Annotated in this window: 21 protein-coding genes; 7 read left to right on the top strand and 14 right to left on the bottom strand. The window is 34.5% G+C overall.

Annotated features, from left to right (window positions below; translation table 11 throughout):
- Nucleotides 1–58 precede the first annotated feature (58 nt).
- Nucleotides 59–1,141: an S-layer homology domain-containing protein gene (locus MKX37_RS15710; RefSeq protein WP_033730817.1), complete on the top strand. Its 1,083-nt coding sequence runs from the start codon at nucleotides 59–61 to the stop codon at nucleotides 1,139–1,141.
- Nucleotides 1,142–1,288: 147 nt separating this feature from the next.
- On the opposite strand, the gene MKX37_RS15715 is transcribed toward MKX37_RS15710, so the two are convergent.
- The 5 genes from MKX37_RS15715 to phaZ all read right to left on the bottom strand — a co-directional run bounded on the left by MKX37_RS15715 (nucleotide 1,289) and on the right by phaZ (nucleotide 4,744).
- Nucleotides 1,289–1,738, bottom strand: a complete 450-nt coding sequence (locus MKX37_RS15715) for a VOC family protein (protein WP_002185408.1) — start codon at nucleotides 1,736–1,738, stop codon at nucleotides 1,289–1,291.
- 309 nt (nucleotides 1,739–2,047) lie between these two features.
- Nucleotides 2,048–2,248 (bottom strand): NETI motif-containing protein, encoded by a 201-nt coding sequence (locus tag MKX37_RS15720; protein ID WP_000166305.1) that lies wholly within the window; start codon nucleotides 2,246–2,248, stop codon nucleotides 2,048–2,050.
- Nucleotides 2,232–3,428, bottom strand: coding sequence for an MFS transporter (locus MKX37_RS15725; protein WP_002128162.1), 1,197 nt, complete (start codon nucleotides 3,426–3,428; stop codon nucleotides 2,232–2,234). Before MKX37_RS15725 ends, MKX37_RS15720 begins: the two co-directional genes overlap by 17 nt.
- 113 nt (nucleotides 3,429–3,541) lie before the next feature.
- Nucleotides 3,542–3,766, bottom strand: coding sequence for a hypothetical protein (locus MKX37_RS15730; protein WP_002128163.1), 225 nt, complete (start codon nucleotides 3,764–3,766; stop codon nucleotides 3,542–3,544).
- Between the two features lie 60 nt (nucleotides 3,767–3,826).
- Complete coding sequence (gene phaZ / locus MKX37_RS15735; RefSeq protein WP_002013809.1) at nucleotides 3,827–4,744, bottom strand: intracellular short-chain-length polyhydroxyalkanoate depolymerase; 918 nt, start codon at nucleotides 4,742–4,744, stop codon at nucleotides 3,827–3,829.
- Between the two features lie 173 nt (nucleotides 4,745–4,917).
- On the opposite strand from phaZ, the gene MKX37_RS15740 reads away from it, so the two are divergent.
- The 4 genes from MKX37_RS15740 (at nucleotide 4,918) to MKX37_RS15755 (ending at nucleotide 8,442) form a co-directional block, all read left to right on the top strand.
- Nucleotides 4,918–5,337 carry a MarR family winged helix-turn-helix transcriptional regulator gene (locus tag MKX37_RS15740; RefSeq protein WP_002128165.1) on the top strand — a complete coding sequence of 140 codons (420 nt, stop codon included), beginning with the start codon at nucleotides 4,918–4,920 and terminating at the stop codon, nucleotides 5,335–5,337.
- A 15-nt stretch (nucleotides 5,338–5,352) separates the two neighbouring features.
- The gene (locus MKX37_RS15745) at nucleotides 5,353–6,552 is read left to right on the top strand and encodes an MFS transporter (RefSeq protein WP_002128166.1); all 1,200 of its coding nucleotides are present in this window, start codon (nucleotides 5,353–5,355) and stop codon (nucleotides 6,550–6,552) included.
- 99 nt (nucleotides 6,553–6,651) lie between these two features.
- On the top strand, nucleotides 6,652–7,911 hold the full coding sequence (locus tag MKX37_RS15750) for a serine hydrolase domain-containing protein (RefSeq protein WP_063225842.1): 1,260 nt from the start codon (nucleotides 6,652–6,654) through the stop codon (nucleotides 7,909–7,911).
- A 159-nt stretch (nucleotides 7,912–8,070) separates the two neighbouring features.
- Nucleotides 8,071–8,442 (top strand): cupredoxin domain-containing protein, encoded by a 372-nt coding sequence (locus tag MKX37_RS15755; protein WP_002185405.1) that lies wholly within the window; start codon nucleotides 8,071–8,073, stop codon nucleotides 8,440–8,442.
- Nucleotides 8,443–8,739: 297 nt separating this feature from the next.
- Here MKX37_RS15755 and MKX37_RS15760 read toward each other — a convergent pair whose 3' ends face one another.
- On the bottom strand, nucleotides 8,740–10,176 hold the full coding sequence (locus MKX37_RS15760) for an IS4 family transposase (protein WP_016093938.1): 1,437 nt from the start codon (nucleotides 10,174–10,176) through the stop codon (nucleotides 8,740–8,742).
- A gap of 218 nt (nucleotides 10,177–10,394) precedes the next feature.
- On the bottom strand, nucleotides 10,395–10,904 hold the full coding sequence (locus MKX37_RS15765; protein ID WP_078422372.1) for a ClbS/DfsB family four-helix bundle protein: 510 nt from the start codon (nucleotides 10,902–10,904) through the stop codon (nucleotides 10,395–10,397).
- A gap of 79 nt (nucleotides 10,905–10,983) precedes the next feature.
- Here MKX37_RS15765 and MKX37_RS15770 point away from each other — a divergent pair, with 79 nt between their 5' ends.
- Nucleotides 10,984–11,946, top strand: a complete 963-nt coding sequence (locus MKX37_RS15770; protein WP_078422373.1) for a helix-turn-helix transcriptional regulator — start codon at nucleotides 10,984–10,986, stop codon at nucleotides 11,944–11,946.
- A 261-nt stretch (nucleotides 11,947–12,207) separates the two neighbouring features.
- Here the strand turns inward: MKX37_RS15770 and MKX37_RS15775 are convergent, their stop codons facing one another.
- The 4 genes from MKX37_RS15775 to MKX37_RS15790 all read right to left on the bottom strand — a co-directional run bounded on the left by MKX37_RS15775 (nucleotide 12,208) and on the right by MKX37_RS15790 (nucleotide 16,212).
- On the bottom strand, nucleotides 12,208–13,656 hold the full coding sequence (locus MKX37_RS15775; protein ID WP_078422374.1) for a serine hydrolase domain-containing protein: 1,449 nt from the start codon (nucleotides 13,654–13,656) through the stop codon (nucleotides 12,208–12,210).
- 775 nt (nucleotides 13,657–14,431) lie between these two features.
- Nucleotides 14,432–15,520: a saccharopine dehydrogenase NADP-binding domain-containing protein gene (locus tag MKX37_RS15780; protein WP_002013823.1), complete on the bottom strand. Its 1,089-nt coding sequence runs from the start codon at nucleotides 15,518–15,520 to the stop codon at nucleotides 14,432–14,434.
- Nucleotides 15,521–15,640: 120 nt separating this feature from the next.
- Nucleotides 15,641–15,952 (bottom strand): ArsR/SmtB family transcription factor, encoded by a 312-nt coding sequence (locus tag MKX37_RS15785; RefSeq protein ID WP_002013825.1) that lies wholly within the window; start codon nucleotides 15,950–15,952, stop codon nucleotides 15,641–15,643.
- 65 nt (nucleotides 15,953–16,017) lie between these two features.
- Nucleotides 16,018–16,212 carry a hypothetical protein gene (locus MKX37_RS15790; protein ID WP_033730819.1) on the bottom strand — a complete coding sequence of 65 codons (195 nt, stop codon included), beginning with the start codon at nucleotides 16,210–16,212 and terminating at the stop codon, nucleotides 16,018–16,020.
- A gap of 399 nt (nucleotides 16,213–16,611) precedes the next feature.
- Between MKX37_RS15790 and MKX37_RS15795 the strand changes: the two genes are divergently transcribed.
- The gene (locus tag MKX37_RS15795) at nucleotides 16,612–16,887 is read left to right on the top strand and encodes a hypothetical protein (protein WP_002165394.1); all 276 of its coding nucleotides are present in this window, start codon (nucleotides 16,612–16,614) and stop codon (nucleotides 16,885–16,887) included.
- 355 nt (nucleotides 16,888–17,242) lie between these two features.
- Here the strand turns inward: MKX37_RS15795 and MKX37_RS15800 are convergent, their stop codons facing one another.
- The 3 genes from MKX37_RS15800 to MKX37_RS15810 all read right to left on the bottom strand — a co-directional run bounded on the left by MKX37_RS15800 (nucleotide 17,243) and on the right by MKX37_RS15810 (nucleotide 18,901).
- Nucleotides 17,243–17,476, bottom strand: a complete 234-nt coding sequence (locus MKX37_RS15800) for a hypothetical protein (protein WP_002131164.1) — start codon at nucleotides 17,474–17,476, stop codon at nucleotides 17,243–17,245.
- Between the two features lie 265 nt (nucleotides 17,477–17,741).
- Complete coding sequence (locus tag MKX37_RS15805) at nucleotides 17,742–17,888, bottom strand: BC1881 family protein (RefSeq protein WP_000738549.1); 147 nt, start codon at nucleotides 17,886–17,888, stop codon at nucleotides 17,742–17,744.
- 551 nt (nucleotides 17,889–18,439) lie between these two features.
- Nucleotides 18,440–18,901 carry a CarD family transcriptional regulator gene (locus MKX37_RS15810; protein WP_002131165.1) on the bottom strand — a complete coding sequence of 154 codons (462 nt, stop codon included), beginning with the start codon at nucleotides 18,899–18,901 and terminating at the stop codon, nucleotides 18,440–18,442.
- Nucleotides 18,902–19,056 lie beyond the last annotated feature (155 nt).

A 19,056-nucleotide genomic window follows, 5' to 3' on the forward strand; every position in this document is an offset into this window, starting at 1 on the left:
GTATATGTGTAATACGTATATTTAATAAAGTTAAATTAAACTGGGGAGGCTTTCTCAAATGGGCAAGAAAACAAGCAAAGCTAAAAAAATTTTGGGATTCGTAATCACCACAGCACTAGCAACTACAATGATGGTAGGCACAGCAAACGCACAAACAACTACGAATAACTATAAAGTAGCTGGCAATGCGAACACTGTATTTACAGATGTACCAAAGGACCACTGGTCAAAAACTGCTATTGATTACTTAGCAGCAGCAGGGATTTATAAGGGATATGGAAATGGAAAATTTGGTTTTGGGGACAACATTACTAGAGGACAGGTTGCTTCTTTAGTCAATCGACATTTAGGTTTAATAGCAGATGATAAACAGGGAAATATGTTTAGTGATATTACAAATCATATGTTTGAAAAGGATATCAAAGCCATTGCGCAAGCTGGAATTATGACAGGTGATGGAACAGGTGCATTTCGTCCAGATGACGCATTAAATCGGTATGAGATGGCAGTAGTATTGCAAAAGGCATTTCAATTAAACTCAAAAGGACAAGAGAACTTTAAAGATGTACCAAAAGGTCATTGGGCCTATGAATCTGTAAATACGCTACGTAGTAACCGGATATCCCAAGGTGACGAGTCTGGTAATTTTAATGGCAACATGCTTGTGAAACGTGAGCAGTATGCACAATTTTTCTATAATGCAATAGCAAAGAACAGATCTTATAATTTCAACATCAATACAAAAGAAGAACTGAAACAAATGTTAGCAACAGCTTTACAGGATGGGACGTTTGGTCCATTTAAATTAGATGTACTGGGTAAAGATATATCTGAGGTAAAAAAAGAATTTGGAGTGCCTGATGTTTGGAAGCAAGCACCATGTACAGAATGTGATGCACCTACTACAGCGGTATATGGAGATTATAATATTGATATGTACCCTTCGGACGCTAGATATATATGGGTAAAAATGGATATCACTATCGATGAATTAAAAGAGTGGTTTGGTGAGCCAGATGGAATTGGAGAGGATATGACTAGTGAAGGCTTTATATATAATCGAGGAAGCTATTCTCTTTATTTCAGCTTCTCTGATGGTTATATTCAACGCGCTGAAATATCTAAAAGTGAACATCATTAATACGTTACAAGCAATATAAAATATATAAAGCATAAAAAAATCCTTCAAGAACGTGCCTTTTCTTGAGGGATTTTATTTTGTTTCTATCTATTTAACATAATACAAAGCTGTAAAACTACTACTGATTAAAGTTCCACTTTATTTTTCTTAGTGCTCCGCATTCCATTCACTTAAATACGTTGCATATTCTAGTTCATCTGGATCATCATATAACATAGAAATAAACTCTAATTTATTTCCATCACAATCTAGAAAATATACGCTTGCAGCTGGCATCCACCTTTGGACAATTGGTTCTCGATTTCCTTTCCCTTGACTCCCTACTACCTCTATTCCACGCTTCTCTAACCATAATTTTGAAGCATTTAAAAACTCTAAATCTACACGAAAAGCGAAGTGTTTCGTCTCAAATTCTTCATTTATATGTACTTCCCATAATCCGAGCATTTGTTTTTTATTTTCTCCTACCCAAAAGAACGCAACTCGTCTTTTCGATAGTCTTTTTGCTAATGCTAAACCTAACTTATTTTGATAGAAATCTATTGCCTTTTCTAAATTTCTGACATGTAAATGAGTTTCATATATGCTTTGTATCATTATATATTTCTCCCTCCTTTCTAATTTTTTTAAAATATGTTTTGTTTTTATCATACAAATTAATATATTTTTAAACATCCTACTTTTGTATAATTGTTCTTTCCTTCAAATGTATAGGTATCCAGCTCTATAACTGATGTCCCAATCCTAAAATTCAATACATTAATCATCCTTAAATTTACATTTTCATGTAGTTAGTTTCTCTCTATACTACCTTCACTAACAAAGATCTCTAGCTAAGCCTTTCATTGTTCAGTAAAAAAACAAGCCATCCAACTCAAATGAATTGGATGGCTATTTGTTATGAGATTACTTCAATTTCCCCTCAAAAACAATTTTTCTACCGCATGGTTCAACTTCTGTTTTGCCGTTTTTCTTCACTTCATGAAAGATTGGTTCTTCCATGCGACGAGACGGTGCATATCCTTCTTGTTCCATACGCGCTAAGCAGTCTGTAATTGTTTCGTTTTCGAGTACTTCAAATTTCTTTTTATTAGGTTGTTTTGTCATGCCCTAACCTACTTTCTATTTTTCTTGATGCGAATTGATTCTTCATGTAGACCATATATACCATTGCGAGAATTCCCATTATAATCATAACCGCAATAAAAAAGCTTGTATACTGTATTTTTTCTATAAATACGCCTCCTAATACAGGTCCCATAATACTTCCTATACTAAAGGCGATTCCGGATAATATATTACCCGCTGGTAGTAAGTGTCTCGGTAATAAATCTGTCATAAATCCAAGCCCTAGTGAGAAGCACGAGCCAATGACCATACCTGCTATAAGCATACATGCAAAGACAATCCAGTAATATTGATCAAATACTGCTGCAAGTAGGAAAATGCCCGTACTTACACTGAACGTCCACGTTAAAATACGGTCTCTTCCGTATTTATCACTTAATATACCGAGCGGGATTTGTGTAATAATACCTCCAACTGCGAATGCTGGTAATAAGAAGGAAACTTCCGATACAGACCATCCTTTACGAAGCGCGTATACTGGTAAGTTACTATTTAACATCGCTTCAAGTACGCCGTATGCGAGCGGACCAATTAGCGCAATCCAAGCTAATCCAACGACTTGTTTATAACGAGAAAAGGATGATTCACTTTCAGTTTTTGCCTCATCTTGTGCTGGAAATGCATTTTTCGTTGGTAGTAGTAAAAGCCATCCTATTAAGCAAAGTATAGTAGATACGATAAATGGTGTTGCAAGACCGTACTGAACAGTGCTTGCTAAATACGGGCCAACTGCGAAACCAATTCCGAAGAATACACCGTATATCGATACTTGTCTACCTATTTTACTCGGGTCTGATGTTGTCGTAATCCATGTTTGTGTTCCGACATGAAGCATATGATCTCCGACTCCAACTAGAAATCTAAGAACGAACCATACCCAAAATGAAAAAGTTTGTGTAAAAAAGAATAATGAAATAATAACGAGAAACCCACCAATAACGATAATTGGCTTCATTCCAAACTTTTGCATCGGTTTTTCAAGAAACGGTGAAATAACTAATATCCCAATATATAATGCCGTCGCATGAATACCGTTAATACTTGAACTAACCCCTTCTTGTTCAAAAATCATTGCAATGGCAGGTAAAAGCATCCCTTGTGACAAACCTGAGATTGCTACAATTCCAACCATAATCCAAAAAGTAAAACGCATCGACATCCCTTTCCCTCTCCTTTTCACGCTTTCCACTTTTCATTATAAACTGTTTCTTCAAATGCGTGTACGAATATTCATAATAAAAAAGAAACTAAAAGAATGAACCTTTTAGCTTCTTATCCTTCCCATACTTGCGCTTTCACATTGTAATGAAAATGCTTAAAATATGGATTTTCATAAAATGAAGGCCCAAATAAAATCGGATGTGTATGGACCATTGATTGCTGCACTTGCAAAGGAACTACAGCTGATGAAACTTCCATATACATCGGATTTATAATCATTTTTATATATTGATGATCATTATATGGAGAATGATATATTAAAAATGGATTATGCATTGACTCTCTCCCCTTATACATACAAATGCTATAGTATATGCAAGTTTTATATTTCGGGAATTATTTATTGTCTAACCAATCCTCTACATGTTTTATAAACACATCTAAACAATCTATAAACGGTGAGTGTCCGCAATCTTCTAATATCTTCAACTCTGCATTTGGCAAATGTTTTGCTAATTCCTCACCGACTACTTGCGGTACGACGTAATCTCTGTCACCTTGTATGACGAGTGTTGGAGCTTTAATATGATGAATTTGCTTATTCCCCTCTACAACCCCGTTATGTTCATCCGAAATATTAAATGTAATGAGCGCATAATTCACATCTACGAAATTACGTTGCGTTAACATATCATCTAAATACTTTTCATAACGATCCGGTTCAGGTTGATTATGTGTATATATTAATAGATTCCATACTGTACGGTAATATAATTTATTCATATTTTTTATCGCATCTAGCACTGGAGCAATTTGTACGGGATCTTGCGCGATTTCTTCTTTCGTCTTTACTAAACTTGATACGATCGGTTGCCCGTTAATATCTTTTTTAAAAATTGGATATCCCTTCATTCCCACTGATTCTACTAAAATCAACTTTTCGACAAATGTTGGATGATTCGCTGTAAATTGCATCGCAACACCACCGCCCATTGACCAGCCCATTAATGAAAATTTTTCTAGTTTTAATTGATCGATAAATAGTTTTACATCTCTTGCAAAGTCTTGTAAAGAATCTATCGATTGATTATATGTTGATTGGCCAAATCCTCTTAAATCAAGAGCGTAAATATGGTATTGATCTTGCAACTTTTCAATAACTAAATCCCAGTGTTGTGACGATGTCATGTTCCCGTGAATGAGTACAAGAATTTCTGTATTTTGCCTTCCAACTTCCTGATACGCAATCGTTTCTCCGTTCGATAGTGAAACAAACTCCATTGTTGCAGGCTTAATCATCACAAGTTCCCCCATTCTTTTAATAGAAAGAAAATTCTTTACTTAATTAAAGAATAACATGTAGAATGTACGTTCTCAATACAAAATCTATACGAAATTTCCACATAAAACAACATGTCTATTACTAGACAAGTAAAATAAAAAGGTATATAGTTAGCTAGGTAACTAATTTGAAAGGATCAAAATACATGGACGAAAAACAACATTTTTTCCACATTGTCAGTCAAACTTCTCGTAAGTTTACGAAGAAATTTAATGAACGTGTATCTCCAACAGGATTATTTAGTGCGCAATGGGCTGTTATTTTCCGCATTAATCAAACTGGATCTTGTACCCAAACAGAATTATGTCAGTATTTAAATGTTGAATCACCAACGATGACTCGTACGTTAACACGTATGGAAACGATGGGCTGGATTATTCGTACTGAAGGAAAAGATCGCCGTGAAAAGTTGATTTCATTATCTGATACTGCACTAAAAATGATTCCACTATGGCAAGAAGAAGTTGATTCCTTTGAAGAAAAGACGCTAGAAGGTATTAAAGAAGAAGACTTACATGAAGCTTTTCAATTGTTACAACAAATTATCAAAAATTTAGATCATTAATATGGAGGGATGACGATGCAAAGTGAAAAACTTTGGACGAAGGATTTCCTCGGAACTTGTTTTAGTAGTCTGTTTCTCTTTTTAACATTTTACATGCTTATGACTACTCTGCCTGTCTATGTTATAGACAGCCTAAAAGGAAAACCTGAGGAAATTGGTTTAGTTGCAACTGTTTTTCTTATTTCATCTGTTTTATGTAGACCATTCACAGGAAAATGGCTCGATGATTTAGGAAGAAAGAAAATATTATTTATTTCACTTTCACTATTTTTAGCCGCTACTGTTATGTATTTCGGTACGCAAAGTTTATTTTTATTACTTGCCCTTCGCTTCTTACATGGTATTGGATTCGGAATGGCAACAACAGCAACTGGAACAATTGTAACTGATGTAGCACCAGCTCATAGACGCGGCGAAGCACTTGCTTATTACGGCGTATTTATGAGTCTACCGATGGTAATTGGTCCTTTTTTAGGTTTAACAATTATTTCTCATTTTTCATTTACTGTACTATTTATCGTTTGTTCAGTATTTTCATTACTCGCATTTTTATTAGGATTACTAGTCAATATTCCGCATGAAGCACCAGTAAACAAACAAAAACGAGAAAAAATGAAATGGAAAGACTTAATTGAACCATCTTCTATTCCAATCGCTCTAACAGGATTTGTTTTAGCCTTTTCTTATAGTGGCATTTTATCCTTTATTCCTATTTATGCGAAAGAACTCGGTTTAAGCGAAATTGCAAGTTACTTCTTTATTTTATACGCACTTGTTGTGGTCATTTCTCGTCCATTTACAGGGAAAATATTTGATCGTTTCGGTGAAAATGTACTTATTTATCCCGCTATTATTATTTTCACAATTGGGATGTTCATTTTAAGCCAAGCGCAAACTTCATTTTGGTTCCTTGGCGCAGGTATGTTAATCGGTTTAGGATACGGAACATTAATTCCAAGTTTCCAAACGATTGCAATTTCTGCCGCTCCAAACCATCGACGTGGTTCTGCGACAGCTACTTACTACTCGTTCTTTGATAGTGGCATTGGCTTCGGTTCTTTCATTTTAGGTATAGTGGCTGCCAAATCAAGTTATCATAATATGTATTTTATCGCAGCTATTATCGTTGCGTTCACTTTACTTCTATATTATGGATTACACGGACGAAAACAAAAATTCAAGAAACAAAGTACAGACGGACAAATATCTGCTTAACGTTCATAAGGAAAGTAAACTTACCCGTTTACTTTCCTTATTTTGTATTTATTTTAAGACGAGCGTATACTTATAATAGAAACTAAAGGAGGTACCTATATGAATGTAAAGAAATCTCCCCTGCTATTACTGTTACTAGTATTACTATTCGTAGTTACAGGGCTTGGGTTTACTTTTTTTAAAAATAATAAAACGCCCCCCACTAAAGCAAATGTCACAAAAGAAAACTGGTTGGACGATCCTTACTTACGCTGGTCGTATACACATATGAAAGAATTCACTTTAATAAATGAAGTAAAAAACATCCCTGACCAAGTTACTCCCTTCCCTACCGCGTTACAAAACTTAGACGATTTTGCTGTGGAGCGTAGATTTGGAAATACGACTCCTCTAAAAAAACTTTTAGACGAAAACAAAACAGATGCTTTTGTCGTTGTACATAATGGTCAACTTGTTTATGAACGATATTTCAATGGATATAACGAGAGTGAACCTCATGGAATGGCATCATTAGCAAAGGTGTTTACTGGTGCAATCATACAATCTCTCGCTGAAGAAAATCTTATTGATGTAGAGAAAACAGCTGACACTTACATAAAAGAATTAAAAAATACACCGTTTGGAAAAGCAACACTTCAGCAATTAATGGACATGCAAGTTTCCGCTGAATACCCTACTCACGGATATATGCAGCTAGGACTAGAAAATCAAGATGCACAACTATATTTAGCTAGTAATATTTTACCCCGAGGTAAAAATTACGAGGGGCCTATGAAAATTTATGATATGTTACTAGAAGCAGAAGAAACTGCACCACCTGGTTCAGCTTTTTCTTACAATAACGGATCAACTGAAACACTCGCTTGGATTATCCGAACGATTACAGGGAAATCGTTAGCTGAAAATGTAAGCGAACGAATTTGGTCTCAAATTGGTATGGAAGAAAACGCGTATTACGTTACAGATGAAACAAAAGTAGAACAAGCAAGCGCTGGTTTAAATGCAACTGCTAGAGATATGGCGAGGTTCGGACAATTACTATTAAATAATGGTCAATATGACGGAAAACAAATCGTCCCTTCTTCTATTACAGAAAGTGTGAAAAATGTACAAGAAGGTGAGCTCGCAATTGGTCATGGTGCTTCCATTTCTTATCATAATCAATGGTGGATTCCGCACAATGAACAAGGTGCTTTCGAAGTGTTAGGCAGTTACGGACAAACTCTTTACATTGATCCGAAAGCAAGTATGGTAATCGTCCACTTCTCTTCTAACGCTGCGCCTAGTAATGAAATCCATTCGGTTTATTCCGATATGTATATTGATATTGCACATCATTTGGAGAAGCTTCCACAGTAGTGGAGGCTTTTTTTATTTACCCAAATCCTATTCCAGTTAGTACTTGGTTAGTAGGAGTTGCCGAAAGAATTACTATTTAAGCCACGCCTAAACCCCATTTATATTGATAATATTTTAGTAATTTGAAAACACTAGTGCTTAGGAAAGGAGGGATTGTGAATGTCTGTGAAAAAGCTATTAACTGGATTAATCATTTCACTTGCGATGATTGTAGTTATGACTACTTTAGGCTCGCTCCATGTATTTGCCGAATCCGACGTTGTGAGACAGCCTATTGAGGTTGAATTGAATGATGATTACTTTAATCCGAGTATCATCACTGTTCCGGCTGGGAAAACGACGACGTTGCTATTGAAAAACAAAGGAAATAGAGAACATACCTTTACGGTGAAAAAACTCGGAATTGACGCCGAAGTCCCGTCAGGAAAAGAAATAACAATTACCGTAAAACCTGAAACTCCCGGTACATATGAACTAATATGTCGGTTCCACTACTTGAAAGGAATGGATGGAAAAGTAATAGTCAAATAACAAGCAGTACCGGCCCTTACTTTTTTATAAAGTGAAACTTAAATTCGCGGGGGTGTCCCTCCCCCGCAGATTATGAGCTCTCACTAATCAGTTTTTTACTGGTAGCATAAAATCGTTACGCTGTCGTAGCGTACGAAATTTGTGTTTGGTTGGTGCTACCCCATCGCTATCAAGCTAACAGAAATAGAAAACTAAAGTCCGATGAACTTACGTTCAACTTCTGTCTTTTTCTTGTATTATTCACTCTTATATTTAAAAATGAGTATGCCAAAGAAACATCCGAATTTTGGATGTTTTTTACATGTTATGCAACTTTTGTTTGACCTTGTTCTGTTCATACACGATACCAAGTATATCAAAAATTGTTTTCTTCTCGTATCGATGAGATTTCCTCCCATTTCTTTCGAGAAGAGAAAACAAGCGAAAGAAAATGTTTGCGATGTCTTCGATATCTTTTTGTATCGCTTCGTGCAGGAGAGGCAGGTAATCTTTTATCATGTATATGGCTTTGTATTCACTCAGTTCTTTTTTCTTCTTTCGCAGAAGCAACTCTCGCATTTGAAACATCGTAGAAGAACAAAGTAAGATGGCAATTAATTGGCCATACAAATGACACTCTAATCGCTCACGCTTCACCTTTTTACAATGATGAATCTGAAAAAATGATTTCCATGTTTTAAACAAAATTTCTATTTGCCAACGTAAAGAATACCAGTCATGCACCTGTCCCATCGGGATCATATCTATAGGAGTGTTTGTCATGTATACATTTATGCCACTGAGTCGTTTACTACGAGGAGAATACTTCATTCCTTTCTTTTTTTCTCTCACAGTTTGATCGTGTAATCGTTTTTGTTGTTGTTCTTTTGTTAGTCGATGAATAATCACACGAGTTGGTACTTTATCAGTCATTCCTACATAAGCCTCGGGTATTTCACATGTATGCCCTGGCTGAAGTGAGTTCATTAAGACCTCCATATCTATCTGTATATACTCCGTACCCTTTTTGATTCTTCCATCTCGAAAATAATCAGGATTGGGATTTTTTTGATAAATACGTGTATTCGACTTGATACGAGAGATATAGTAAGCCTTTTGATCTTGTATATGTTGAAGATCTTTCAAATGAAAATACCCTAAATCTCGGATACATAAATCATTCGCTGTCACAGTTGGGACACACAGAGAACCGTAGGTTCGATCATGTTGTTTACCTGGACCTGTATGAATATGTAGGAACTGTCCATTTAATAGATCATACTCAAGTTGGATCTTTACCCCCGCTGTATGGCTACATCCTCCTGCACCCGGATAAAAGAATGAAAAGGAATCCGGGAGTTGAAATGCAGTTGAATCTAAAATACGAATACGCTTAAAAATAGAAGTATATGGGGAAGAAATCGGCATAGATGAGGTCAATTTTTGGTTTAGTAGTTCAGCTAATAGGCGTTGTAAAAATCGGACGGCTGCTTGATTAAATCGTTGATTCAATCCCTCCGGACTGATGAGCACTTCTGTTGATGCTTCCAAACAGCTAGATAATTGAGTTAAAGAAGTCGTAGCGATATTTTGACTCATCCATACACATAAAGCGACTAACTCTTTTGCTTGGTACTTACTAGTTCGTTGCACAAAACCAACATTTCTAGCAAGATCTCGTAAGATATTTGGGGATAAAAAGCTTTGAATCTCTTGAGCAAATAGTTCTAATTCATCGGATACAGAAATAGACATACAAAAACGCCATCCTTCCTCTAGAAAAGAACAGTGTTCTTTTCATTATATAGATAAAAAATTATCTTAGCTTGATAGCTATAAGGTTCTTTCAACAAAGCGGGAATGTTGCACACTAAGAAAATTCAAATAAATAAAGTCTATTTCTTTTAATGTATAAGAAATAGACTTTATTGTCTTTTATCTAACTGTCTGGATACTTACTTTTCTTCAATCACTTATAAAACTATTTTTTTCCATTTTCGTATTTTAGTTCTGAAATTCGTAAATGGAGCAACTGTATTGATATGCACCCATTTCCAAACAGGCCACATTGCTTTTGTTGTGGCCCATTTTCTTTGTTCTGGTTGGAATAATTCTGCTTCAGAAAGTTCATTTATCCAATCGACTAACATTTGAACTAACTTTGTCAATTCTTCCTCCTGCTGTTTTAAGGTTAAAATACCGTATTGCTCATAAAAAGATTGATATAGTCCACCTAAGTTATTCCATTTGTAGTCTGGAGTGGGCGTTTGTACGTCAAGTCCACATTGTTCGTCTTTTTCCCATGACAACAACAAGTTAATCCACCCCAGTTGGTAAGAAAGTATTTCAGAAGGAGATTTATCCACTTCAGGGATATGTTTACCTCTCAACTCTTCAGGAACCACCTTAAATTCTTCAATAAATTTCTTATAGGCTTCATCTATTGATTCAATTAATTCTTCAGCGTTAGAGTACTGTTTCATAATTCTTTCACACCTTTATTTTTGATACCTTCAGTATATGATAGAATGGTATCAAAACATGATACTATTAGGAGCTTTTATGAAAAAAGACGAGCGACTCATTCAAGAAATGATCTATATCAATTCAAAAAAGAATTTTAATCTTAACGACTTAATTGAAGAATTCGATATTTCCAGAAGTACCGCCTTACGAGACATTTCTTCCTTAGAAGAATTAGGTGTTCCTCTTTATTCTGAAAAGGGAAGTCATGGTGGATATCACGTGTTAGAAAATCAACTTCTACCACCAATTTATTTTAGTAATAATGAACTCCATTCTATATTCTTTTCGCTACAACTATTAAAAACATTGCTAAAAACTCCATTTGATAAAGACTACAAAGAGATTAAAGAGAAACTATTAGCTGTACTGCCAAAGAAGCAAAAAGAGATGGTTCATAAGGCGGATCAAGTTATCCAATTTTTAGGGACAAATCAAAAAAAAGAGTCTCCCTTTTTAGGAGAACTCTTCTCTGTAATACTCAATAAAAAGGTAATAGAAATCAGTTATTGTCGCTATGGCAACAATCAAAGAGTCATTCAACCCTTAAGATTATTAATCACAGATGGAAATTGGTATTGCTTTAGTTGGGATTTAGGCAAAAAAGAATTTCGGAATTTTCGTTGTGACTATATTCAATCTGTAAAGTATATAGATAAAGAAAGCATTCCTTTTACTAAAGAGATAATTAGTTCGTTATATAGAAAACAATTCAATAAACAACGACCTTTTTCTTTTAAAGTTAAAGTTAGTGAGAAAGGGGTTGAACAGTTCTATAAACGCATTTACGATAACATGTCTCTTCAAGAAGAAGAACAAAGCAAATACATTATTGGGACTTTTGGAGAAAAGGAGATAGATTTTCTGGTTCAGTATTTTTTGTCTTTCGGTAAAGAAATTAAAATCATTTCTCCAGAAATCCTACGCTCCAAATATAAGGAATATTTAAAAGATATATTGGCGGATTGTTATGAAATAGAAAGTAAGTCACATACAAATTAGCAGGTTAAACTCGGTTAAAATAAAAAGATAAAATGACATGTACAGAGATAATAAAGTTGTTTAATTTACAATAAAGTCATTTAAAAAATAATATAGTAGTTTAAAAATCCTTCTTCTACTAACGAGGCAGGTTAGTGGAAGAAATAGCAAGTGGGTTTAACTAGGAGAAGTGTCGATGACATTACAGAAGACACCGAGGTGTCTTCTGTTTTTTAAATTAAGGATATCGATAAATTAAGATTTATTTACTTAACATTGTACTTATTTTCGGACCGAGGCATCTAATCGGTGAGTATATACAAACCAAGTAATGCTTGCTGTTAATAATGTTGACGAAATTAAAGCTGTAAGAACACTATATGTTTGCCAAATAAGTATCGTTGACCAATCGAAGGCAAAAAACATTATACACTGGGCAATCGTAGCGATTAGGAAAATAATTGTTACGATTGTTCTCTTTTTTGTCATTGGCTGCTGCTCATTCGTTTTCCTTTTTCTTAATCCTAAGAAAAATAACAGAACGGCTAATAGGCAAAGAATAATTGTGGTAGACGACAAAATGATGTCCAAAAGCTGTGTGCCACTTATCTCATATGACTGAGTTAGATTGCCGTTTAATATATTTTTAACTTGTAGTACCAGGTTTATATTGGTATTTGCGCCGTTGCTCAGTAAGCAGATGGCTGTTCTTTCATTTGGCAGTATGGCTACTTTGGTACTAAAATTTGGATTACCCCCAGTGTGTTCTATAAACGTTTGTTCGGCGTTTACCGACCAACCTGCCGCATAATACATATCATTGACAGCCGAAACAGACATATCACCCCTATGTGATTTTTCGATGGCCCTGTGAAATATTTCGGGTATGTCCTGCACGATACCCATCTGTATGCCCATCCAACGCGCCATATCTTTTGTATTAGAAATGATATAGCCGGCAGGTTTATTCCCAGTATAATCCGGAGCGTTAAATGGAGTTGTTATAAAAAAGGAAGAACGGTAACCCTGTGCTAACTGTCCAGTGGCTTGAGCATCTTCTTTATAAACATACGTCTGGTGAAGACCTAAGGGTAGAAATACCTGCTCCTTCATAAAGTCTTCATAGCTTTGTCGTGATACAATCTCAATAACCAAACCCAATACGTCATAATTAACGGTTCCATAGTTATATTGTTCACCAGGAGAGAACGCCAATTCTGCATCTACCAGCGTTTCCACAGTCTTTTGCAACATATCAGGCGTATTACCTTGTGGAATATTTTGAAGATGTCTAATATTTGTTAGGCCGCTGGTATGGTGAAGAAAGTTATTTAGTGTAAGGTTTTGCATATCAACAGGTTTACCTTGATACTTTAACGTAAACCAAGGTAAATATTTTTGGATAGGGTCAGTCATTGATAGCAGCCCTTGCTCTTCCAATAGCAAAATCCCCATACCAGTAAAAGCTTTACTCACCGAGGCCAACTCATAGAGTGTATTTTCACTTGCAGACAGTCCCTTTTCAAGATCTGCATACCCAGAAGAAAAGTAGAACACTTCACCATCAGCAAGTATTGAGAGTGACATTCCAGGCACACCTGACGTACGACAGGCATCATCTAGCAATGCTTGTATTGCCACAGATTTCGAATCTGACAACGCATAACTTTGTGTTGCGAATCCTGAGAATAATATAAATATCGTTAATACAAAAACAATAGTCTTTTTCATACACTCTCCTTTCTGAAGAATTATAAGGGTATAAATAACTTATTTTTATAACTATAAACTAAATTCTGATTTATATTTCTATTTATCTATATAATATCAAATAATTGTGAAGAGTTACACTTAAACTAACGGGGGCGTTAGTTTAATAAGAAGTAAACAACTTTATTATTCATTTTTTAAGCATTACATAAGCAGATGGATATAATTTGAAACAACTTTAAAGAGCCTTGCTGCATATAGAATGTAGTAAGGCTCTTATCTTTTTTAATCAAAATTCAATAACTTTATTATCACTATACATGACATTCCTTATTTAATTTCAATTAGGTTTTTGATGCCATTTTAAACCAGACCACTGTTATAAAATTAATATTTATGATGTCCCCAGAACGAAAACTTATTGTCTTTTATAGCAATAAGATTCATTTTTATCGTTCTAGGGGTACTATAAAATAATAGCTTGATGGCGATGTGGTGCTACCCCATGTCCATCAACTTAAAATCTTAAAGTACCCCCAAAACGGAATTTTATCTCTCTACAATTATTTATGTGAATTCAGCTCGTTTTTTTCGTTTTGGGGGATAATTAGTTTTTTAACTTGATGGATATGTGGTGCTACCCCATGTCCATCAACTTAAGAATTTTATGACACCGCAAAAAGAGAGAATGTACATTTTCTCATGAAGATGCATATTCTCTCTTTTTGGATATATTTGTATTTCTTAGCTTGATAGCCATATGTGACCCCTACTACCACGAATAGAACGGTACCTTTTATATATTTTCTGTCGTAATATTAACTCCATATTCTCTATAAAAGTCTAAAATTGCACATGCATTCACACCCAAATCTAATAGATTTTCTGGAAAGTAAATTTTAGAATCCAGAACCACAATATCAGATGTTTGTAGAATATTCTCTGCTTGGACAGCTGCTCCTAAAGCAGTAAGATGTGTCTGTCCTAACGGATCTGATATGTTCACACATCGTCTATGCAATACACCAGTAGCATCATAACCTTTAAGGTGAATAACTATGTTATGTGCACTTCCCCTTCCGGGTTTATAGAGAATATTTTTCCGTAAATTGGTAAATTTTTCTCCGCTAATCATTTTCCAAATCCCTGTATTCACCAGAGAAACCAGTCCATATGTAGAGATTTTACTATCAAAAGCAATACGAAAGTTAGTCGAAACAGCATGAATTGATTCTGGCAGGGTTACGTGATCGGGAGTATCCAAACGATAACATTTGGTTATATAACCGTTGGGAAAGCGGACTTTGATTGGATTAGTCATTGGATAAGCCTGTCGCATTCCCTCTCGAGCTTTGACTTCAAACGGAATAGTTAACCGGTCCATATACGCTGTTGAATTTGGTCCTGCTTTGTCTTGAAGAGAATATAGTGCGTTGATATCAACCGTAACCTCTTGAAGATCTTTTGAATAAATTTTAGAAAAAAGGGCTGCTGTCCCCCCCATCCACCCTGAAGCTAATACAACAGGGGATTGCACCTCAACATTTTTTAATCGATCAATAGAACTCTTAAAACGTTCAGTCCAACGAGTAATGTCAACCAATGGAATTTTTTTTCGAACTGCAGATAGGAGTAGTCTATCTTGAGGATCATTAACCGCATTAACAACTAATGTGAAATTATCATCCAAATTTCTTAAGGGATCATCTGTTGTGTTGTCTACCTTGACTATTTTTACTCTCTCTGATTCAAAAGGTAACGCTTTCCCTAAGGTTCTTCCTCCTAATCTAATTTCCAAATCAGGATGTCGATCATGTAAAATTCGAGCAATTTGACCACCAACAACTCCATACCCACCAACAATTAATACTGTTTTTTTATTCATCTGAAACCTCCATTTTAATTAGTATGAGATTATAAGTTTAAATGATTAAAAGCTTAAACCTTTTAACATATTATCGCTAAAAAAAGGGACAAAAGGTGTCCCTAAACTATAAATGAGTACCTAGTTCTTACATTCATCTTCAACTAAAGAAACAAGTTCTTTTAAAAGATTTATTGTTTCATTAAATTCAAGACAATAATACATTTCAGTGCCTTTTTTCTGAACTTGAAGTAACCCTGATTGTTTCAATATTTTCAAATGATGAGATACAGTAGGTCTTGACATGGGAATATTCTCCGCAATTTGCGTCACATTCAAGCTATCTTTATCAATTAAAAGTGATACAATTTGCTGACGAGTTGGATCTCCCAACCCTTGAAAACATGGTCTTAAATTTTCTAAAATATGCATTACTTTATCATTACAGTTCATTTCGCTAACATTACCTTCCGTTTAAGAATTTAATCATTTAAACGTATTATAAATTACATTACTATCTAATGCAATAAAGAAGTAGCACCAACTTTAAGTATAAATATAGAAAGTTTCATAAACAGCCATTTTCGATTTTCCAGATTTGTAAGAATGGCGGGTCTTTGTTCTGTAACAATTTCCAAATCCATTCCAGCTACAACCAGGGCAAACCCATGAAATTCACGAAGCCTATATCGGATTGTATCAAAAGCTTCCAACTCAAGTGATCCTGCTTTTCCTGTTTATCCTCCTACAGAAAAACGGGCGAAAATCTCATCGATATGAGAAGAATACAGTCTTTGATATATTAGGTGTCGTTTACAATTGTGCCATGTCTGATAATCAAGCGGCTTAATTCAAAAAAATGAAACCCGTTAGGGTTTATTTCGTATGCAAATCTTTAAGTTCCCTACACGTAGCCTTTAGAAAAAAGAAACAACCTCTACTATAATTGACGTTGTATAATCTTAGCTTGATAGCGATGTGGCGGTACCCCATGGCCATCAAGCTAAGTTTGTTTGAGGAGATGTACGAGACAGGTGTGAATTTAGGGGAATCCAATATTTTCTATTCAAATATGATAGAATAGAAGTATATCCAAAACGGAGGAACAACAAATGAACTCAAACACAAAACAGTTTATTTATGATATCCAGCAAAGAAAAAACAATTATATGGAAAATGTATTAAAGGCAATACAACACCCTAAAAAAGAGCAATCTGAACAGGTCATTCAAAATATAGTAGAGAAGATGGATATGATGATCAGTTTAGTTACTACTTACATGGTTATTGAATCAGAATCTATGAAAGAATTAAAAGAGCTTCAGGAAGAAATTATTCATGCGCAAGCATATATTCAAAAACGAAAATTTGAAGAAACACAGAGATAAAACCCTGTGTTTTTATTTGGTCGTCTATGACGCCAATCTATTATAAATCAAATTAAGGGATTAGGTACACTTACCATATTTTGTTCACTAAAGTCATTTCCCTCCAAACAACTCATTCTATAAGACTCCTTTCTAACTTACATTCTTTCTCTCACTATATGATATAAATCCTATAAATATGCTAGAAGGATAATTCATTATATGAACGAAAATAACATTTTAATAAGTTACGTTTTCTATTCCTAAATTACTAAAAAATTATTTATATACGATTCTTTTTTACTAGTTAATAGGTAATGATATAGGGATACTTTGCATGTACATCTAGGTTGTTCCTTTCAGGCTATGTATCATTTTAAATACGCCCTTTATTAGAATAGTGCTCATACTTTTTTTGTGATTCTTTCGTAATACGTGCGTTAAGTAAAATTGCTAACAACAAAAACACTCCATATGTTCCCCCTGTAGCTCCTATGATAACCACACTACTACAAACAAGTACAATTAGTAGGAGCAACGAAACTAAATAAATATGTTCATAGTTCTTTGACATCTTCTCGTATTTTATGCGTTCTTTCCTTGCATCCATCTAAATTCCTCCTTTACATTATCCATTTCACTATCAAATAAATCTCGCCCTTAAAAGGGAAACAATATATCTTTTTAAATAATTAGCTTGTTTTTTTATCAACTAATTTATATAACGTAAAAAGAAATCCTACCAATATTAAGCTTTCCACCATGATAATCCCGACCCTCTCCTTCCGTTTTAACTCCAACACATCAGATAAAAGTAGCAAACAAAAAGGATCCTCCCTTCTTTTAAAGGCTGATCCTTTTCTTCATGCATTCAACTATTCTTGATTAATTAGAATAACAGCTGGTCCATCTACACGAATTCCACCAACTTCGATTTTTTCATAAGGCTCAACTGTAATAGAAATGACCCCTTCCCGCTTCTTTAATTCATTACTTAATTCTTTTGTTAACATTTTTTTCATGTGTGCACTCCTTCTTACTGCTTAATTTATTATTGTTATGTAAATGAAATTAAAAATGGTTTCCTGGTCTGGAAACCATTTTTTGTAGTTGACCATATGGTGTTACCAGTTCGTTTATCAATTTTACGTAAAGAAGAGATAAACAATTACCTATTCACTGTCTCAGTAGATGTAAGGAACTCTTAAAGAGATAGCGGTGAGATCGATTGTTTTTTCTTCTAGAAATAATGACTTAGATAATATATTACCTAAAACAATGAAAGCCCTACCTCTCTTTCATCCTTACGGATCCTTGTCCGTGCCAGTATGAATCAGGATTTCAAAAATCAAGTGACTATTTGATCGCGTTATTTGATGAAACTTCGAACGCTCGTAAAAGAAATTTAAAAATAAAAATGGATTAGATTGAAGTAATAACAAAAGAGGTTTCTACTCAAAAAGTGAGTTGAAGAAGTTGAATGTCTTTGAAATGATTTACTTTTAATAATAATCATATTCCCGAAAAATTCAGGATATTTTCGGGGTATGTAATACATTATCTATAATGAATCTTAACAGAAACTTTTTATTTGATTTTCAGTGATCCCTTTAATTAATCCTAGTTCACTAATCAAAAATTCATGTGCGTTATCCAACATTTTTTTTTCGCTTGTATTCAGTGCTTTTTCTTTCTTCATACGTATTAAATCACGTACAACTTCGGCACCTTCTTGTATTTCACCCGTTTTTATTTTGTCCGTGTTCACTTTATACCTTTGTTTCCACGGTAATAATCTATCTGATTCTCCATGCTGAAAAATGTGTATAATGTGTTTTAATGCAAGTATATCAGTAACTGGGCGTATACTCGAACTTAATATTTTCCCCATAGGAATCATGACTTGCATATTACTGATTGACATTTTTATAACATAATACTGTTGCTTTTTTCCTGAGAATTCTTTTTCTTCTATGGCTTCAATTATACCTGCTCCGTGCATTGGATAAACAATGTTATCGCCAATTTGAAACATATAATCCACCTCCATATATGGTAACCTTCTTAACCTTAACATATATGTTGTTTTTTATCAAATATTTTATAATATCATAAAATCATTTTTGTAGTCAACTACTTTTTTGGTAAAAATTAAATTAAGTAAAAAACACCCCCAAAACAATAGGGAGT

It is taken from the genome of Bacillus sp. FSL R5-0709 (genome assembly GCF_038004785.1).
Classification (GTDB): Bacteria; Bacillota; Bacilli; order Bacillales; family Bacillaceae_G; genus Bacillus_A; species Bacillus_A mycoides.

Excerpts from the sequence above, each read along its gene's own strand:
- MKX37_RS15725 (WP_002128162.1), bottom strand. The coding sequence starts at position 3,428 with ATGTCGATGCGTTTTACTTTTTGGATTATGGTTGGAATTGTAGCAATC.
- MKX37_RS15730 (WP_002128163.1), bottom strand. The coding sequence starts at position 3,766 with ATGCATAATCCATTTTTAATATATCATTCTCCATATAATGATCATCAA.
- MKX37_RS15755 (WP_002185405.1), top strand. The coding sequence starts at position 8,071 with ATGTCTGTGAAAAAGCTATTAACTGGATTAATCATTTCACTTGCGATG.
- MKX37_RS15785 (WP_002013825.1), bottom strand. The coding sequence starts at position 15,952 with ATGAACTGTAATGATAAAGTAATGCATATTTTAGAAAATTTAAGACCA.
- MKX37_RS15720 (WP_000166305.1), bottom strand. The coding sequence starts at position 2,248 with ATGACAAAACAACCTAATAAAAAGAAATTTGAAGTACTCGAAAACGAA.
- MKX37_RS15710 (WP_033730817.1), top strand. The coding sequence starts at position 59 with ATGGGCAAGAAAACAAGCAAAGCTAAAAAAATTTTGGGATTCGTAATC.
- MKX37_RS15800 (WP_002131164.1), bottom strand. The coding sequence starts at position 17,476 with ATGGATGCAAGGAAAGAACGCATAAAATACGAGAAGATGTCAAAGAAC.
- MKX37_RS15795 (WP_002165394.1), top strand. The coding sequence starts at position 16,612 with ATGAACTCAAACACAAAACAGTTTATTTATGATATCCAGCAAAGAAAA.
- MKX37_RS15810 (WP_002131165.1), bottom strand. The coding sequence starts at position 18,901 with ATGTTTCAAATTGGCGATAACATTGTTTATCCAATGCACGGAGCAGGT.
- MKX37_RS15765 (WP_078422372.1), bottom strand. The coding sequence starts at position 10,904 with ATGAAACAGTACTCTAACGCTGAAGAATTAATTGAATCAATAGATGAA.
- MKX37_RS15780 (WP_002013823.1), bottom strand. The coding sequence starts at position 15,520 with ATGAATAAAAAAACAGTATTAATTGTTGGTGGGTATGGAGTTGTTGGT.
- MKX37_RS15760 (WP_016093938.1), bottom strand. The coding sequence starts at position 10,176 with ATGTCTATTTCTGTATCCGATGAATTAGAACTATTTGCTCAAGAGATT.
- MKX37_RS15740 (WP_002128165.1), top strand. The coding sequence starts at position 4,918 with ATGGACGAAAAACAACATTTTTTCCACATTGTCAGTCAAACTTCTCGT.
- MKX37_RS15745 (WP_002128166.1), top strand. The coding sequence starts at position 5,353 with ATGCAAAGTGAAAAACTTTGGACGAAGGATTTCCTCGGAACTTGTTTT.
- MKX37_RS15715 (WP_002185408.1), bottom strand. The coding sequence starts at position 1,738 with ATGATACAAAGCATATATGAAACTCATTTACATGTCAGAAATTTAGAA.
- MKX37_RS15775 (WP_078422374.1), bottom strand. The coding sequence starts at position 13,656 with ATGAAAAAGACTATTGTTTTTGTATTAACGATATTTATATTATTCTCA.
- MKX37_RS15770 (WP_078422373.1), top strand. The coding sequence starts at position 10,984 with ATGAAAAAAGACGAGCGACTCATTCAAGAAATGATCTATATCAATTCA.
- MKX37_RS15805 (WP_000738549.1), bottom strand. The coding sequence starts at position 17,888 with ATGAAAAAAATGTTAACAAAAGAATTAAGTAATGAATTAAAGAAGCGG.
- MKX37_RS15750 (WP_063225842.1), top strand. The coding sequence starts at position 6,652 with ATGAATGTAAAGAAATCTCCCCTGCTATTACTGTTACTAGTATTACTA.
- phaZ (WP_002013809.1), bottom strand. The coding sequence starts at position 4,744 with ATGGGGGAACTTGTGATGATTAAGCCTGCAACAATGGAGTTTGTTTCA.